This window comes from Frankia tisae (assembly GCF_025403405.1).
Lineage (GTDB): Bacteria > Actinomycetota > Actinomycetes > Frankiales > Frankiaceae > Frankia > Frankia tisai.
On record NZ_JANEZT010000150.1, the window covers coordinates 1 to 14,969 of the forward strand.

Consider the following 14,969-nt stretch of genomic DNA (forward strand, 5'->3'; position numbering starts at 1 on the left):
CGCCCATCTCCGCCCCCGTTTCCTCTCCACCCGGAGTAGCCGTCGGTTCGGTTCCGTCCCCCACCTACCCCGTGCGGACCAGTTCACCGGGGTCGTATGTCCTCGCTGGTGGCACGCCGGCCTCGTCGTACCGGCCGCCCGTGGCGACGGCACCGGCCGGCCCCAGCCCGCTGCGTTACACCTTCGCCGGGGCGAGCCAGTATCCATGTTCGTCGGAGGGCCACATCCGGTCCCTTTTCCAGGCCCCGGTACAACTCGTGGTGGAAAACCGCAGCTCCCAGCTCATCCAGCTCTACTACCTCGACGCCGCGGGAAACCGGATCGCGCAGACCACCATTGCGTCGGGCCGCAGCGTTTCCGTGTCGAGCCACCTGGGTGACGCCTGGCTGCCCGCCACCGGCCAGGCGGACTGCATCGGCATCTTCGCGTTGCGCGCAAACAGCCGCCTCCAGTTCCTCGACGCCCGCTAGCCTCTCCACGCCCGGCGGCCTCCCGACGCCCGACGCCCGACAGTCTGGGTGACGGCCGTCATCTGCTTCTTGTCCTCGCGAGCCTTGTCGCGGCCTGACCGATCGGCGATGTCGGCCACCGAGAGGTTGCTCCCGGCCTCACCGAACGGAGTGGTGACCTCCCGCCAGCCCGGGAAATCGACGCCGATCTGCTTGCCCAGCGATGATCTGGCAGAGCTTCTGGGTCCACTGCGCCATCGCCGCCGGGAAACGGTGCAACGCAGACTGAACAGGGAAGATCGCAGTCAGGTCGTCCGGATCAGTCCTCGCCAGATCCACCGCGTCCAACGAACGCCCGAGACGACGGGTCAGCTCCAACGGGGCCGCGAACACCCGCTCCAGCGGGATCTGCTGGTCCCAGCCGATCCCGGAAAGACGGAGCCGGCAGGTTCGACGAAGATCAATTTATCTCCGTAGCCACCTTCAGCGACCGAACCTGCGCGAAGGCCGCCAAGGGCAATGTGGACCATGCCCGCCACGGGCCTGCGGTAGCACGCGCCCGACCCGGCACAGTGTCGCCGCCGCGGTCGTTGGCGCCGCGACCCCACGACCATAGATAGATCGACAACACTCGCCCGCGATCATGCGATCTTCGGATTGGCTAGACTTGAGAGGCAGCGTCGAGCCGAGGGAGTCGATCGTGAGCGTCGAGGCATCCGAGTTGGTCACCATCCCCCGGGCGGAACTGGAGTCGCTGCGAGCCGAGGTGCGGCGCCTGCGGCGCGAGATTGGCCGGGCGGTGGCCAAGGCGCGTGTCCAAGCCGACACCGGTCCCGGCGATGATGCTCCGACCTTCTCCCGCAGCCAGCTCGCCGAGGCATGGGGAATCGGTGAGTGATCGCCTCGTACGTTTCCCAGGGACGTCCTGGCAAGAGATCGACGCCCTGCCACAGGCATTACGCTGGGTGGTCCAACACACGGTCTTCCGCCTCCTCGAGGAACCCGTTCCGACCCTCGCGGACCCGTTCCCGATAGATGATCCGTTGCCGGGGTCCTACGAACTCCACCTGCCGTCTGACGGCGTGACCATCTGGTACACAGTTACCGCGCATGAGGGCCAGGAGATCATCAGCATCCAGCATGTGTGGCTGGATACCTGACAGGCACGGGAGTCACTGCCGCCACACGGCCAACTTCGATGCCCTGACAGCCTCAGCCAGTCAGCTGACAGACGCCTTCGCCGCCGCCTTTATCGCCTTCTTGTAGTCCCGAACCTTGATGCGGGACTCGGGGCCCACGATGTCGACAACTGAGCGGTAGGGCTAGTGGCCGAACGACCACACTCCGTTGATATTTGCACCTTGTTTGTCCGATTTACTGGTCCAGCACCATCCCGATCAGCAGCAGCGCCAACGGGTCGCTGGTCAGCAGTTCGTCGGCCTCGTCGATCTGACTCAGGTGCAGTCCCACGACATCACCGTAGCCGACCGCGCCCCGGGCGCCCAGCGTGGTGGTCGTGGGAAATTCCTGGCACGAGCCCGAGCAGCGCGTCCAGGGCGAGGGTCGCCAGGTCCGCCGCGACGAGCCGCGCGTCGCCACCGACACAGAGCCACGCCACCGGCGCCACTCGAGCATTCGCCGAACTCCTGGCTCTATGCGTCCTCGCCGCAGACGACGACCAGCTTGCCGCGGGTGTGCTCACGCAGGAGATCGACACAGGCCCGCGCACCGTCCGCGAGCCCATATCGCCGGCTGATCGTCACCGGCAGAGCTCCCTCCAACGCTCGTTGCGCCAGTATGTCCAGGTCGCCCGGACGCGCGGCGGTGAAGACGGTCTCGACTGCGAGATCTTTGCCATCGAACAAGGCTGGATCATGGAACGGGAAGACGATGTTGAGCAGCCGGCCACCGGCCCGGATCACGCGTGCCACGTCGGCGAGAGCATCACCGGGGAGCGCGAGATTGATGACGGCGTCCACTCCCCGGGGATAACGGCGCAGCACTTCGTCGACCGTGCCGCCGGTATGGTGATCGACGGTTTCGCCTGCGCCCAGGCCACGCACGTAGCCGTCGTCGATGGCGCTCGCGGTGGCGATGACGTGCACACCGGCCGCGGCGAGGAGGGGTAGCACGGCGCCACCGACACCTCCGGTGGCGCCGATCACGAGAACGACATCCCCACGGTGGAATTCGCCGGCGCGGAGCAAGGGCAAGGCCGTCAGGCCGACTGTGGCCAGCGTCGATGCATGATCCGCCCGCAGGCCGACCGGCCGGTGTTCGAGGCCCGGCGTGTCAGCCTCGAAGACCGCGTACTCGGCCAGCGTGCCCGTCGTCAGCGAGGGCGGCGAGGCCACTTGCGTCGCCAGGCCGATCACACTCCGAGGAAGTCCCAGGCCGAAGATCTCGTCGCCGACGGCGAACCGGGTCACCTCACTGCCGAGTTCGGTCACGGTGCCGGCGAAATCGCCGCCGACGACATGCGGGAAGCTCAGCGGAGCCACGGCACGTAGTCCTCCCACCAGCATCCGGAGCTCACCCGGATTGATCGCCGATGCCCGTACCCGTACCTGAACCTGCCCGGGGCCCGGCCTGGGAACGGGTATTTCCCCGACCTCCAGTGTTTCTGGCGGCCCGTAGTCCTCCGCGACCACCGCGCGCATCGTCGCCTTCATCGCCAGACCTCGCCTCGTCGTCATCGGCCGCTCGTCGAGGCAAGCGGACCCGGTGGTCAGGTTGGACCACGACAGCCTACAACCGGACCGAGCGGTCAGGTTGATAGACTCCCGGCAGAGATCGGGAGCGGGTGAGCATGACGGCCGAGACTCAGCCCCGTCGGCTGCGGGCCGACGCGGCGCGCAATCGACGATTGCTGCTCGACACCGCCGCGGCGACGTTCGCCGAGTACGGCACAGAGGTCTCGATAGCCGAGATCGCGCGGCGGGCCGGTCTAGGCAAGGGCACCGTGTTCCGCCACTTCGCCAACAAGGACGAGCTGATCGCGGCGATCGTCTGTGACCAGCTCGACCGCCTCTCGGCAGCCGGGACCGCGCTGCTGGACGCGGTCGACCCGACCTCGGCCCTGCTGGAGTTCATGACACTCGGAGTCGAGGTGCAGTCACGCGACCGTTCCGTCTGCGAAGCCGGCGTCAGCATCGGCGTCGGCGATCCGGGGATTCAGGCCGCCACGGACCGCCTGTTCGGCACCGCTGAGGCGCTCACCGAACGGGCCCGGCGGCAGGGCGGGATACGGGACGACGTGACCGGGCAGGACGTCATCCTGCTCCTGCGCGGCGCCTACCAGGCTGCCGCGCCACTCGCGCGCACCGTTCCCGAGCTGTGGCGTCGCTACCTGGCCGTCATAGCCGACGGCCTCCTGTCGACAACGGCAGCCCCCCTGCCCCGTCCGGCGTCGACCCGGCCCCGTCCCACGGACAGGAACGACGGCATGCCGCACGGGTGAGCGCGACCTCGTTGACTCAGGCGAACAGCCGCAGCGGCAGTGTCCGCACGCCGCGGATGACGATCTGATCCCGGTAGGCGACGGCCTGTTCGGCCAGCGTGAACGACCGGGTGCGGCGCAGCAGTCCGCGCAGGGCGAGCTCCGCCTCGATCCGGGCGAGCGGAGCGCCGAGGCAGTAGTGGATGCCGGCGCCGAACCCGAGGTGGCGCGGCGTCCGGCCGGCTCCGGCGTAGCGGCCGGCAAGGAAGCGGTCGGGCTGGTCGAACGCCTCGGGATCCCGATTGGCCGCACCGATGATCATGAGCACCCCGTCGCCGCCGGTGAACGCGTGCCCGCCGATCTCGGCGTCGGCCAGCACGGTACGGGCGATGAACTGCACCGGTGGGTCGTAGCGGAGCATCTCCTCCACCGCCGGCCCGACCAGCGCGGGATCGGCGCGCAGGGCGGCGAGCTGGTCGGGATTGCCGAGCAGCGCCAGGATGCCGCCGCTGATGAGGTTGACGGTCGTCTCGTACCCGGCGACGAGCAGCAGGGTGCACAGTTCGAGCAGCTCGCGCTCGGAGAGCACGTCACCGTCGTCGTGGATGGCGACGAGCCGGCTGAGCAGGTCCTCGCGTGGCGCGCCGCGACGGCGGGCGATCAGCGCGCGGAAGTACTCGTCGAACGCCACCGTCGCCCGCTGCCGGGCGGTCTTCTCCGCGGGGGTCATCAGGGCCGGCGGGTCGAGCCCCCGGGCCAGCGCGTCCGCCCATCCGCCGAACTCCTGCTCGTCCTCGGCGGGAACCCCGAGCAGCCGGCACATCATCCGCAGGGGCAGGGGGCGGGCGAGGGCCTCGACCGCGTCGACCTCGCCGCGGTCGATCGCGGTGTCAAGCAGCTCGTCGAGCAGGGCGGTGAGCTCCGGGACCAGGTCGGCGATCACCGCGGGGGTGAACGCCTTTCCCACCAGGCGGCGCAGGCGGGCATGGTCGGGCGGGTCGGCGCGCAGCAGCGACCCCAGCCCGTCCTCGGCGTCACCGCGGTAGCTGACGCCGTCCCGGTACCCGTGCCCGATCGCCGGATGGGCCAGCACGGCCGTGGCCCCCGCGAGCGTGGTGACGAGGGTGACCGTGCTGCCGGCGAGGTCACCGGGGAGGAAGGCGCCGAGCTGCCGGATCTCCCGGTAACGGGGATAGGGATCCGGCAGGCGCGACGCTGCCAGGACGGACATGATCTCGGCGAAGCGCCCCTCGGACGTGTTCGCCTCGTCCAGCGTGGTCATCCACATCTCCTTCACGGACTCCACCTGATCGGTCACCAAACGCTCTCACAGCGTGAGGCGCGTAGCTCGCACCGGAGGTGAACAGCAGGCGAAGGATGTCCGCGGTCGCGTCGGCGTCTCGGCAGCAGTCGCGTCGCGGATGCGGGCATGCCACTCCGTGTCGCCCCGCGCCGGGCCTCAGCGCTGGCGCTGGCAGCCCGTCCCGTCGCCGTCGGAGTCCAACCCGAACGGGTCCGGGCGCAGGACGCGGACGGGCCCCTGGACGTAGTTCGGGCCGTTGCCGCTGCCGCCCACGCAGTCGTAGTCGCCGATGCCGGTGCGCAGGCACACGTCCGGGTACGACGGATCGCACCCCCCGGACGCCGCCGGCGCGGTCGTCCGCGCGGGCGCGGGCGCCGCCGGCGGCACGCTCGTGCGCACGGGTGCGGGCGCCACCACCACCGTCGCGGCGGTCGTGCGCGCGGGCGCGGGTGCCGGCGGCACAGCGGCGGCCGGGACGACCGTGCGGACGGCGGACGGCGCGGCGGACGGCCGGCGGGTGGCGGTGGCGGCCCGTGAGACCTCAACGGGCGGCACCGCAGCGGGCGGCACCGAGGCGGCGTCCCCCGCCCCCACCGCCGGCGTGCTGATCGGCGTCGCGGACGCCGTCAGCGTGGGTGTCGGGACGGCCGTCATCACCGCGGCCGGCGCGGCGGCGCCCGCCGTGCCCCCGGTGTCGTTGCAGGCGCCGAGCAGTCCGAGCAGGACGACGGCGCTCGGCAGGGCGAGCGTGACACCCGCGGCCCGGCGGCGCCCTCCGCCCGATCTGGCGACGGCGATACCGGCCGTTGCGGCAACAAGCCCGACCGATCCAATGACGAATGACAATGTTCCCATGGCGCCCCCCCGAGCCGCGGAATTGGCTCACCTTAGGCGGCAGGCGACATGGGTGACACCAAGGAAGCCCGCGATGATCGGATGCTGGGTGTGCCGTGGGCCCCGGATGGCCCTGGCAGGCCGTCCCTTGGGTCGGTCTCACTCGTCCAGGGCCCCGGGGTCCCGCCACAAGTAACGGCGATCACGACAAGACGATAGATTCTTAATGATCAAAACCAGCTCTGGAGGTTCCATGGCTACAGCTTTCGTCACCGGTGCGAGCCGAGGCATCGGTAAGGCAATCGCCCTTTCCCTGGCCGAGGCCGGCTACGACCTGGCCGTCTCGGCCCGCACGGTCCAGCCGGGCGAGATCCGCGACAACGCCCTGACGGTGCACCACTCCGATGCGCGCCCGTTACCCGGCAGCCTGGCCGAGACCGCCGCCGAGGTCGAGGCCCGCGGCCGCAAGGCGCTGATCGTGCCGTGCGACCTGACCGATCGAGGCTCGGTCGAGGCGGCCGGGCAACGCATTCTCGACACCTGGGGCGGCGTCGACGTCATCGTCCACAACGGCCGGTACATCGGCCCCGGGCTCATGGACGTCTTCCTCGACACGCCGCTGGAGGCCTACGAGAAGATGTTCGAGGCCCACTGCGTTGCCCCGATCATCCTCACCCGCGCCCTGCTGCCGGCGATGCTCGCCCGCGGCGGCGGGGCCATCGTCACCATCACCTCCGGCGCCGCGTGGCTCGTCCCGCCCGCCCCGGCCGGGCAGGGCGGCTGGGGACTGGCCTACGCCGTCGGCAAGGCCTCCGGCAACCCGCTGATCGGGGTCCTGCACACCGAGTACGCCGGGCGCGGGCTGCGCGCCTTCAATGTCGAACCGGGCTATGTCGCCACCGAACGCAACGAGATCACGGTGCGCGACTACGGCCGTGAGATCGTCGGGGCCGCTCCCCCGTCGGCGATCGGCGCGACCGTGCGCTGGCTGCTGGAAAGCCCCGACGCCGAACCCCTGCTCGGCACGACGATCGAGGCCCAGGACCTCTGCCGAGCCCGCGAACTGCACCCGGCCTGGTAGGACCGCGGCGTAAGTCCCCGCCCGGCAGCCGGTGGGGCCAACCCCGAGGAACCCCGGAGTCTGCGCCGGCCCGCGCCGGCCGGATGTGGCCCCCCGGCTGGTCGCCCGCGGCCCGGAGTCAAACGCATCGTAGAGTGATTGCCTATATACGATGCGTCAATGACACTGGATGCTCAGCACGCGGCCCGTGGACGGGCGGGAGACGAGACGATCACCGGAGCAGGCGACGCACGTGCGGCGAAGGCACGCGCGGAGGAATCACGGCGGCGCCCGGCATCGACCGGGTCGGACCTCGGCCTGCTCCTGCTGCGTCTCACCATCGGCGTGACCATGGTCGGCCACGGCACCGGCAAGCTGTTCGGCTGGTTCGGCGGATCCGGCCTCGACGGCACCGGGGCGTTCTTCACCAGCGCCGGCTACCCGGCGGGCCGGGCCTTCGCCGTCGTCGCCGGGCTCACCGAGACCCTCGGTGGGATCGGCCTGGCGCTCGGCCTGCTCACCCCGCTCGCCGCCGCCGCCCTCCTCGGCACGCTCATCAACGCCATGGCGACCCGCTGGGGCGGCGGCTTCTTCGTCCCGGACGGCATCGAGTACGAGATCCTGCTCGCCATGGCCGCCCTGTCCCTCGCCCTGACCGGCCCGGGTCGCCTCTCGGTCGACGCCCGGTTGCCCGTCCTGCGCGACAACCGCCTCGACGTCGGCGTCGGCGCCGTCGCTCTCGGCGGCGTGACCTCCGCCGTCGTGCTGCTCATCCGCGGCTGAGGGCCCGAGAACCGCCCCCAGCAGGCCCACCGGAGGGCAGTCCGGCGATCACTGCCGGCCCGCCGGTCAAGCGGAGCTGACATGCGCCGCGAGCAGACGCCAGCCGCGATCGTCGCGGTGCGAGGTCCGGGTGTAACGGACGTTCGCTGGCCCGGAGCTCCTCGGCGAGGTCAGCGCCACGCGGGGAGTCCTCGCCGGCCAGGAGGTTGGTCGCCCTTTCGCTGTCGTCATCCATCGACTACTCGTCTCCAGTGTTCGAGGCCACCCGGAACCGGGGTCGATCCCCAGGGGTCCGGTCCTCGCCCCATCGTGAGCGCGGGCAGGCCGGAATGTGACCACGGGCTTTGGTCGGGTCTGCGCCGGCCCTGCCCGGGGCCGGCGACACCTCGGGCTCGACCAGCTGAGTCAGCGAACCGGGCGTGTGCCCCGCAGACCGGGACCACCGAGAAGGTGTGGTCGGCATACCCGTGGGTGAGCAGCACGGCCACCGGCCGTAGCCGGTGGTGGCGTCACGTCGCGGCGGCGGCGTGCTCGTCGGTGATCGGGTCGGCCAGCGCCTCGGCCGAGCCGTGCTGGGCGGCCGAGTTCAGCGCCCGCTGCAACACGACGGTGTCCTCCAGGGTTCTGATGTCCGTGATGCGGCCCCACGACATCTTCATCATCTGCATGAAGACGTTGCGGTAGGGGACCTCGCCGGCCACCGTCGCGCTCACCTCCACCAGAGTGGCGACCCGCGTGCGCCACGGGGGCCCGGCAACCACGATGTCCCTGACCTCGAAGTGCGGATCCGGCATGAGCCGGAAGTTGCGCTGCCACCACAGGGCGAGGGCCGCCTTGGTGTGCCGCTCTCCCGACAGGGCGTGCTCACCGTAGAAACGGTAAGTGAACTCGGGCGCCATCGCGTCGATCATCGCCTGCCAGTTGCCGGCGCTGATCTGGGCGAACGCCCCGCGGACCTTTCCCGCGACAAAACGGTGGTACATCGGATCGCTCCCTTCCCGGGCTGTTGCGTAGTTTCCATCGTGGCGCGGAACTGCCGCGGCCGCGCGCACCGCGCACCGCGCCAGTCAGGTGCTTACCCCGACAGGTCGGGAGCGATGGCGCACTCCCGCATGTGCGTCGTGCAACGGCCGCAGCGAGATGAGCGGCTCGCCGAAAGCGCCGAGTTCCTGCATGTCGGCGAGGATGTCGAACAGTTGCATGACCATCGCCACCATCCGATGCCGTGCCTTCTCCGCCTCGGGTATCAACCGGACGTCTCCCCCTGCCCCGCCCCGCCCGGGCCGGCGACCTGTCGGGCCTGCCGTCGGCGGGCGGGTCATCCGGCTGGTGGGGATGGTCGGCCGATTCGCGCTTGCCCAGCCGCAACACCTCGACTAACATACAACCCGATGGTTGTATATACGGACTCCGCCGGCCGCGCCGCCCACGCCGACCGCCTGTTCCACGCCCTGGCCGACGCGACCCGGCGCGAGATCGTCGCCCTCACCCTGACCAGTGAGCAGTCGGTCTCGGAACTCGCCCGTCGGTTCCCGATGAGTTTCGCGGCCGTTCAGAAGCACGTGACGGTGCTGGCGGGCGCCGGGCTGGTCACCAAGCACCGCCATGGCAGGGAGCAGCGCGTGCGGGGCAACCCGGAAGCCCTGCGCGAGGCCCACCGGCTGCTCGACCAGCTGGCGCAGCTGTGGCGGGGGCGCATCGAACGGATGGGCGCGATCCTCGCCGAACCCGCCCCGCCGACCAGCACCCAGTCGGTCAGCACTCCCGCCGGCACCGACCACGAACCCCACAGCCAAGGAGAATCCCCATGACCGTGATCGACGTCCAGCAGGACCCTGCGGGCCGCACGCTGAAGATCAGCACGCGGTTCGACGCGCCGCCGGCGCGAGTCTGGCAGATCTGGCAGGACCCCCGCCAGCTCGAGCGGTGGTGGGGCCCGCCGACCTACCCGGCGACCGTCATCGACCACGATCTGTCTCCCGGCGGCTCGGTCACGTACTTCATGACGAGCCCCGAGGGCGACAAGCACTACGGCTGGTGGCGCGTGACGTCCGCCGAGGCGCCGCACCGGCTCGAGTTCGAGGACGGTTTCGCCGACGACGCCGGCCGCCCCAACCTCGACCTGCCCACCACGACCGTCCGCGTGCAGCTCACCGCGGACGGCGAGGCCGCCACCGTGATGACGATCGAGAGCAACTTCCCCTCGACCGAGGCGATGGAACAGATGGTCGCCATGGGCATGGTCGAGGGCATGAGCGCGGCGCTGGGCCAGATCGAGGCCCTGCTCGCCGAGCCCACGGCCGACTGAGACACGTAAGTGCGGTACGCGGGTGGCGCCGCGGCGGGCCGCTCAGGTCTCCGGCGCCGGAGGTGGCGGCTGGTCCGCCGGATCGGCGCGGTGCCGGCGACGACGCAGATGCACGCCGACGAGCACGGCGACGACGACCACGAGCAGGCCGGTGGAGGCCCAGCCGGCGGCCTTCTCGACCTTGGCATAGGAGGCGCCGGCGGCGTACCCGAGCAGGGTGAACCCGACGCCCCAGAGCAGGCCGCCGGCGGCGTTGAAGGCGAGGAAACGCCGGTAGGGCAGGTGGGACAGGCCCGCCAGGCCCGGCATGACCGCACGTAGGAACGCGGTGAACCGGCCGAGGAACACCGCCTTCCCGCCGCGGGTCCGCAGGTAGGCGCGGGCCCGGTCGATCTCCGCGCGGCGGTGGCGCAGCGGGCGCAGGTTCAGGATCCGTTGCCCGAAGTGCCGGCCGACCTCATAACCCACGGAGTCGCCGGCGATCGCGGCGACGACCACGACGGCGGCCATGCCGACCAGGCTGACCGCATGCTGGCTGGCCAGGACGCCGCCCAGCACGACGGCGGTCTCGCCCGGCAGCACGAACCCGACGAAGATCGCGGCCTCGGCGAACGCGAGCCCCCCGACCAGGGCGTAGGCGGCCGCGCCGTGCAGGACGAGCAGATGGTGCATGACTCCGCCACCGGCCGCGACCGCGACCGCCGAACTCATCGTCGGCGGCCCGGTGCGGCAGGACGGATACGGATCGGGCGGCTCAGCCCGCCCGCCGGGCGGTCGACATCAGCTGGGCGGCGACACGTTCGGTGCACGGCGCTCCCTCGGCAGGCGGCAGCTCGGGACGTGGCTCAGGTGCCCGGTCTCGACATATCGAATCAGGTCGTGGCCCCACCAGCAGGCCGCTGTCGGCCGGGCCGCGAAGCTGCCCCGGGGCGGGCCGTCAGGCGCGGAAGTCCGCCGGGCGGTCGGGGGAGGCGGCCGCCAGGGCCTTGACGGTGCCGGCGATGTCGAGGTCCGCGCCGTAGACCGGGGTGCCGGGCTGCTGACGCCAGGAGTCCGCCAGCGGGCCGCCGTCGACCGCGTCGAAGCCCAGCTGCTCGACCAGGTCGAACACCAGCTTCTTGCCGGGGCCGTCCGCGCCCGCGATCGGCAGCGCGATGCGACCCTCGGTGCCGACGGGCCGGCCGCGCTCCAGCAGGTGCTTCCAGAAGATCCCGTTGAACACCTTGATCACCGGCGCGCCGATCTGCTCGCCGACCCAGACGCTGTCCGGGGTGCCGGCCTCGATGGCGTCGATGCGGCCGTCGCGCTGCTGGGGGTAGTAGTTGTTCGTCTCGATCACCGGCGCCCCCGGCTTCGCCCCCTTGAGCAGGCCCGCGGGCAGGTTCGGAACGTTCTTCTGCGGGATGCTGATGATCACCACGTCGGCGCCCTCGGCGGCGTCGGCCGCCCAGACGGCCGTGGCCCCGCTCTGCGCCGCGAGCTCCGCCAGGGTCTGCGGGTCGCGCGAGTTCGCCACCCGCACCTCGTGGCCGAGCTCGCTCAGCCGCCGCGTCAGCGTCCCGCCGATCTGACCCGCCCCGATGATTCCGATCTTCATCGTCCGCACTCCTCGACAGCCTGGGCCAGGCACCGGCGCCTCGCCACGCGCCGTCTCCAACCTTGCCGACCGGCGAACTGTTCCAACCCGCCCCGCCGCGCACGGTCATCCGCGTCGGGGTCGAGCACCTCAGCCGCGGACGACGACGCGGCGCGGATGAAGCACGGCCGTGATCCGCTCGGGGTCGCCACCGGGGTGCGCCGCAGGTTCGCCAGCTTCTGGCGAGTACCGATCATCGAGATCTTGACCGTCGGTCCGTCGGGGAGGAACCACACAGCGGTCGGCGGGGGCCGGGCGCCGCCACCCGCGCACCCGGCCGAGGCACCGCCGGCCTGTCCACGCGGCGACTCACTTCTCGGGCACCTGGACGCGCCTGCCGGTGGCGGCGGAGCGGGACACGGCGTCGAGGAGCTGGTGGCGGCGCAGCGCGTGGGTGAAGTCGGGCGCCACCGTGGTGCCCTCGGCGAGGTCGCGGCCGATCTGGGCGTAGGCGACGGCAACGGCGGCGGCCGGATGCCCGGCCAGGGCGGGGAAGGCGTCATAGGACGCCGGCGTGGTCAGCTCGGCCAGCGGCTCGCCGCCCTGGGAGCCGAGGATGGTGATCTGGCCGGCGCTGAGGCTGCCGGTAGACGAGGTGATCTGCAGGTCGCCGTCGGTGCCGTTGATCTCCCACAGGAAGCCGGTGCCGCGGGGCGTCCCGCCGCGCAGGTGAATGCTCGCGACGGCCCCGCCGACGAGGGTCCCGGAGACAGCGATCTGGTCCTCGGCGGTCATCGGGACGGACTCGCCGGTCTCGGCGTTGCGGACCTGGGGCCGCCGCGTCGCGGTGGTGGCGGCCACCTCGGCGAACTCCCCCAGCACGCTGGTGACGGCGTCGGCGGTGTGACCGAACGGGATCGTCAGCATGGTGGCACCCAGGTCCCGGTCGAGCAGGTATTCCCCGCCGGAGTGGATGACCGGTCCCCACACGCCGCCGTTGCCCACCAGCGTCGTCGACAGCACCTCCCCCACGTACCCGTCGGCCACCAGGTCGCGCAGGTAACGCACCGCGGGGGCGAACCGCCCCTGCAGGCACACGAACGACCGGACGTTCGCGGCGGCCTCGACCAGTTCCCGAACCTCGTCCAGGCCATTGGCCAGCGGCCACTCGCACAGCACCGCCTTGCCCGCCGCCAGTGCCGGCAGGACGAGCTCGCGGTGGCGCGGCACCTTCACCGAGACGACGACCAGGTCGACGTCGTCGCGCCCGGCCAGCTCCTCGACGCTCCCGCTGGCCGCGGGCACGCCATGGGCGTCGGCGGCGGCGCGCGCCGACTGCGGGCTGCTGGCGGCGACCGCCCGCAGCGTGAAGCCGTCGACGGCGGCCAGCGCGGGCAGGTGCGCACGGGCCGCCCAGCCGCCGTTCGCGCTCAGGCCGACGATGCCGACGCCCACCGTGCGATCGGGGTCCGCTGTCATCTGCATGTCCTCTTCTCGGTCGGAGTCTCGGTCGGGCTGAAGCATCGCCCAGGTCGGAGCATCGCCCAGGTCGGAGCGCGGTTCAGGTCGGGGTGCGCACCGCCGGCGCGACGCCCGTGGCAGGCCGCAGGTCGAACATGGCGGCCAGCAGCTCGTGGGAGCGGCGCCGGTCGGCGGGGTCGGCGATGAGATTCTGCACCATCAGCTCGTCGGCCCGGCTCTCCGCGAGCATCCGCTCCAGCGTCGCCCGAACCCCGGCGACGTCGCCGGCGACGAACTGCGGCCACTGCCCGTCGACGATCCGGGTCGGCTGTTCCTGCTCGGCGTCGGTGAGCTCCGCGGCGGCCTCGTCGGCGCTCGGCAGCACCGCGTTGCCGCCATGGCGGCGCAGCCGGGCGTAGAAGCCCTTCGCCGAGCCGACCAGCCGCCGCGCCTGCGCCTCGGTCTCGGCGACGGTGACGTTCACCGCCAGGATCGACCGCGGCTCGGCCGGTCCGAACCCCTGGGGACGGAACTGCTCGCGGTAGTGCCGCAGCGCCGCCGCCGCGCCCGCCGGGTTGATGAAGCCGGCGAAGGCGTACCCGATGCCGAGCCCGGCGGCGAGGTTCGACCCGGACGGGCTCGACCCGAGCAGCCAGGTCTGCGGCACCCCGGGCACCGACGGGATCAGCGGGTTGCCGGCGAACGGATGCTCGGCCGGGAACGCGTCGTACAGCCAGGCCAGCGTCTCGGCGACCTGCTGGGCGTGGTCGTCCTGCGCCGGCGCCCTGCGGTCGCGCCGCAATGCCATGTCGATGACCGGCCCGGCGGTCGCCCGTCCCATGCCCAGGTCGACCCGGCCCGGGTACATCGCCTCGAGCTGGGCGAACATCTCGGCAACCTTGAACGGGCTGTAATGGTTCATCAGCACCGTCCCGGACCCGATCCGGATCGTCGACGTCCGCGCGCCGGCGGCCGCGATCAGTAGCTCCGGGTGGTGCGACGCGCCGGACCGGCTCAGGTGGTGCTCGGCGAACCAGACCCGGTGGAAGCCCCAGGCCTCGGCGTGCCGGGCCGTCTCGACCGCGTCGACGAGCGCCTGCCGCTCGTCCGTGCCCGGCGCGACGGTACCCAGCTCCACGATGGACAGCCTCACCGGCGGCCCCCGACGGCGTCGTCTTCGGCAAAGGCGGCGATAGTCACCGGTCCACCGTAGCCGATAGTTGGTTGGTCCCAACTTGTGGTCTCGCGTCGAACGTCTCTACCGTGGACCGATGGACCCCGCGCCCACGACGCCGACCGCCCTTGCCGCCCTCGAGCGGGCCCTCGCGAACGTGGCGCGGATCCTCGCCGATCGCGCCACCGTCGACGATCTCGCACGGCGGTCCGGCTTCGATCTGCCCGCCGCCTCGTGGGCGCTGCTGGAGTACCTCGACGGGCACGGCCCCATGCCCGTCTCCGCGGTCGCCGCCTGCCACGGCGTCGACGTCTCCTCGGTCACCCCGCGGATCAAACGGCTCGAACGCGACGGCCTGATCGACCGGCAGCGCGAGCCCCGCGACGCCCGCGTCCACCTCATCCACATCACCGATCGCGGCCGGCACGCACTCGACAGCGTCCACGCCGCCCGCCGCGACCTGCTCGGTACGGCCATCGCCGAGCTGGACCCTACCCACGTCGGCATCGCCGCCGAGGTCCTCGAGCTGATCGCCGACCGGCTCTCCACCACGCGGCGACGCATCGACGCCCAGTCCCAGAC

Annotated in this window: 18 protein-coding genes and 2 pseudogenes; 9 read left to right on the forward strand and 11 right to left on the reverse strand. The window is 71.7% G+C overall.

Annotation, left to right across the window (positions count from 1 at the left end; all coding sequences use genetic code 11):
• The 3 genes and pseudogenes from NBZ85_RS15725 to NBZ85_RS15740 all read left to right on the forward strand — a co-directional run.
• Window positions 1-470, forward strand: a pseudogene (locus NBZ85_RS15725) (hypothetical protein); the annotation flags it as partial.
• Between the two features lie 679 nt (window positions 471-1,149).
• A complete protein-coding gene (locus NBZ85_RS15735) occupies window positions 1,150-1,347 on the forward strand; it encodes a hypothetical protein (RefSeq protein ID WP_261556359.1) in 198 nt (65 codons plus the stop codon).
• The gene (locus NBZ85_RS15740; protein ID WP_261556360.1) at window positions 1,340-1,609 is read left to right on the forward strand and encodes a hypothetical protein; all 270 of its coding nucleotides are present in this window, start codon (window positions 1,340-1,342) and stop codon (window positions 1,607-1,609) included. Before NBZ85_RS15735 ends, NBZ85_RS15740 begins: the two co-directional genes overlap by 8 nt.
• Window positions 1,610-1,826: 217 nt before the next feature.
• Here NBZ85_RS15740 and NBZ85_RS15745 read toward each other — a convergent pair.
• The 3 genes and pseudogenes from NBZ85_RS15745 to NBZ85_RS15755 all read right to left on the reverse strand — a co-directional run.
• Window positions 1,827-1,919, reverse strand: a pseudogene (locus tag NBZ85_RS15745) (HhH-GPD-type base excision DNA repair protein); the annotation flags it as partial.
• A gap of 4 nt (window positions 1,920-1,923) precedes the next feature.
• A complete protein-coding gene (locus tag NBZ85_RS15750) occupies window positions 1,924-2,067 on the reverse strand; it encodes a hypothetical protein (protein ID WP_261562121.1) in 144 nt (47 codons plus the stop codon).
• 34 nt (window positions 2,068-2,101) lie between these two features.
• The gene (locus NBZ85_RS15755; RefSeq protein WP_261562122.1) at window positions 2,102-3,145 is read right to left on the reverse strand and encodes an NADP-dependent oxidoreductase; all 1,044 of its coding nucleotides are present in this window, start codon (window positions 3,143-3,145) and stop codon (window positions 2,102-2,104) included.
• Window positions 3,146-3,258: 113 nt separating this feature from the next.
• Here NBZ85_RS15755 and NBZ85_RS15760 point away from each other — a divergent pair, with 113 nt between their 5' ends.
• Window positions 3,259-3,909 (forward strand): TetR/AcrR family transcriptional regulator, encoded by a 651-nt coding sequence (locus NBZ85_RS15760; RefSeq protein WP_261556362.1) that lies wholly within the window; start codon window positions 3,259-3,261, stop codon window positions 3,907-3,909.
• 16 nt (window positions 3,910-3,925) lie between these two features.
• Here NBZ85_RS15760 and NBZ85_RS15765 read toward each other — a convergent pair whose 3' ends face one another.
• The gene (locus NBZ85_RS15765; RefSeq protein WP_261556363.1) at window positions 3,926-5,170 is read right to left on the reverse strand and encodes a cytochrome P450; all 1,245 of its coding nucleotides are present in this window, start codon (window positions 5,168-5,170) and stop codon (window positions 3,926-3,928) included.
• 177 nt (window positions 5,171-5,347) lie between these two features.
• Window positions 5,348-6,046, reverse strand: a complete 699-nt coding sequence (locus NBZ85_RS15770; RefSeq protein ID WP_261562123.1) for a hypothetical protein — start codon at window positions 6,044-6,046, stop codon at window positions 5,348-5,350.
• Between the two features lie 232 nt (window positions 6,047-6,278).
• On the opposite strand from NBZ85_RS15770, the gene NBZ85_RS15775 reads away from it, so the two are divergent.
• Complete coding sequence (locus NBZ85_RS15775; protein ID WP_261556365.1) at window positions 6,279-7,106, forward strand: SDR family NAD(P)-dependent oxidoreductase; 828 nt, start codon at window positions 6,279-6,281, stop codon at window positions 7,104-7,106.
• 159 nt (window positions 7,107-7,265) lie between these two features.
• Entirely contained in the window at window positions 7,266-7,868 is a 603-nt protein-coding gene (locus NBZ85_RS15780; protein WP_261556366.1) for a DoxX family protein, read from the forward strand.
• A 509-nt stretch (window positions 7,869-8,377) separates the two neighbouring features.
• Here the strand turns inward: NBZ85_RS15780 and NBZ85_RS15785 are convergent.
• Both NBZ85_RS15785 and NBZ85_RS15790 read right to left on the reverse strand, forming a co-directional pair.
• A complete protein-coding gene (locus tag NBZ85_RS15785) occupies window positions 8,378-8,851 on the reverse strand; it encodes a nuclear transport factor 2 family protein (protein ID WP_261562124.1) in 474 nt (157 codons plus the stop codon).
• A gap of 84 nt (window positions 8,852-8,935) precedes the next feature.
• Window positions 8,936-9,070 (reverse strand): hypothetical protein, encoded by a 135-nt coding sequence (locus NBZ85_RS15790; RefSeq protein ID WP_261562125.1) that lies wholly within the window; start codon window positions 9,068-9,070, stop codon window positions 8,936-8,938.
• A gap of 189 nt (window positions 9,071-9,259) precedes the next feature.
• On the opposite strand from NBZ85_RS15790, the gene NBZ85_RS15795 reads away from it, so the two are divergent.
• Complete coding sequence (locus NBZ85_RS15795; RefSeq protein WP_261556371.1) at window positions 9,260-9,679, forward strand: ArsR/SmtB family transcription factor; 420 nt, start codon at window positions 9,260-9,262, stop codon at window positions 9,677-9,679.
• Window positions 9,676-10,176 (forward strand): SRPBCC family protein, encoded by a 501-nt coding sequence (locus NBZ85_RS15800; protein ID WP_261556372.1) that lies wholly within the window; start codon window positions 9,676-9,678, stop codon window positions 10,174-10,176. Before NBZ85_RS15795 ends, NBZ85_RS15800 begins: the two co-directional genes overlap by 4 nt.
• A 42-nt stretch (window positions 10,177-10,218) precedes the next feature.
• On the opposite strand, the gene NBZ85_RS15805 is transcribed toward NBZ85_RS15800, so the two are convergent.
• The 4 genes from NBZ85_RS15805 to NBZ85_RS15820 form a co-directional block, all read right to left on the reverse strand.
• Window positions 10,219-10,887: a DedA family protein gene (locus NBZ85_RS15805; protein WP_261556373.1), complete on the reverse strand. Its 669-nt coding sequence runs from the start codon at window positions 10,885-10,887 to the stop codon at window positions 10,219-10,221.
• 226 nt (window positions 10,888-11,113) lie between these two features.
• Window positions 11,114-11,806, reverse strand: a complete 693-nt coding sequence (locus tag NBZ85_RS15810) for an NADPH-dependent F420 reductase (RefSeq protein ID WP_261556374.1) — start codon at window positions 11,804-11,806, stop codon at window positions 11,114-11,116.
• A 315-nt stretch (window positions 11,807-12,121) separates the two neighbouring features.
• Window positions 12,122-13,231, reverse strand: a complete 1,110-nt coding sequence (locus NBZ85_RS15815; protein ID WP_261562126.1) for a Gfo/Idh/MocA family protein — start codon at window positions 13,229-13,231, stop codon at window positions 12,122-12,124.
• 82 nt (window positions 13,232-13,313) lie between these two features.
• Window positions 13,314-14,366, reverse strand: a complete 1,053-nt coding sequence (locus tag NBZ85_RS15820) for an MsnO8 family LLM class oxidoreductase (protein ID WP_261562127.1) — start codon at window positions 14,364-14,366, stop codon at window positions 13,314-13,316.
• Between the two features lie 118 nt (window positions 14,367-14,484).
• On the opposite strand from NBZ85_RS15820, the gene NBZ85_RS15825 reads away from it, so the two are divergent.
• A partial coding sequence (locus tag NBZ85_RS15825) for a MarR family winged helix-turn-helix transcriptional regulator (RefSeq protein WP_261562128.1) occupies window positions 14,485-14,969 on the forward strand: 485 nt, incomplete at its 3' end.

Coding starts and splice junctions, on each gene's coding strand:
- NBZ85_RS15755 (WP_261562122.1), bottom strand. CDS start 3,145: ATGACGACGAGGCGAGGTCTGGCGATGAAGGCGACGATGCGCGCGGTG.
- NBZ85_RS15760 (WP_261556362.1), top strand. CDS start 3,259: ATGACGGCCGAGACTCAGCCCCGTCGGCTGCGGGCCGACGCGGCGCGC.
- NBZ85_RS15765 (WP_261556363.1), bottom strand. CDS start 5,170: ATGACCACGCTGGACGAGGCGAACACGTCCGAGGGGCGCTTCGCCGAG.
- NBZ85_RS15770 (WP_261562123.1), bottom strand. CDS start 6,046: ATGGGAACATTGTCATTCGTCATTGGATCGGTCGGGCTTGTTGCCGCA.
- NBZ85_RS15775 (WP_261556365.1), top strand. CDS start 6,279: ATGGCTACAGCTTTCGTCACCGGTGCGAGCCGAGGCATCGGTAAGGCA.
- NBZ85_RS15780 (WP_261556366.1), top strand. CDS start 7,266: ATGACACTGGATGCTCAGCACGCGGCCCGTGGACGGGCGGGAGACGAG.
- NBZ85_RS15785 (WP_261562124.1), bottom strand. CDS start 8,851: ATGTACCACCGTTTTGTCGCGGGAAAGGTCCGCGGGGCGTTCGCCCAG.
- NBZ85_RS15790 (WP_261562125.1), bottom strand. CDS start 9,070: ATGCAACTGTTCGACATCCTCGCCGACATGCAGGAACTCGGCGCTTTC.
- NBZ85_RS15795 (WP_261556371.1), top strand. CDS start 9,260: ATGGTTGTATATACGGACTCCGCCGGCCGCGCCGCCCACGCCGACCGC.
- NBZ85_RS15800 (WP_261556372.1), top strand. CDS start 9,676: ATGACCGTGATCGACGTCCAGCAGGACCCTGCGGGCCGCACGCTGAAG.
- NBZ85_RS15805 (WP_261556373.1), bottom strand. CDS start 10,887: ATGAGTTCGGCGGTCGCGGTCGCGGCCGGTGGCGGAGTCATGCACCAT.
- NBZ85_RS15815 (WP_261562126.1), bottom strand. CDS start 13,231: ATGACAGCGGACCCCGATCGCACGGTGGGCGTCGGCATCGTCGGCCTG.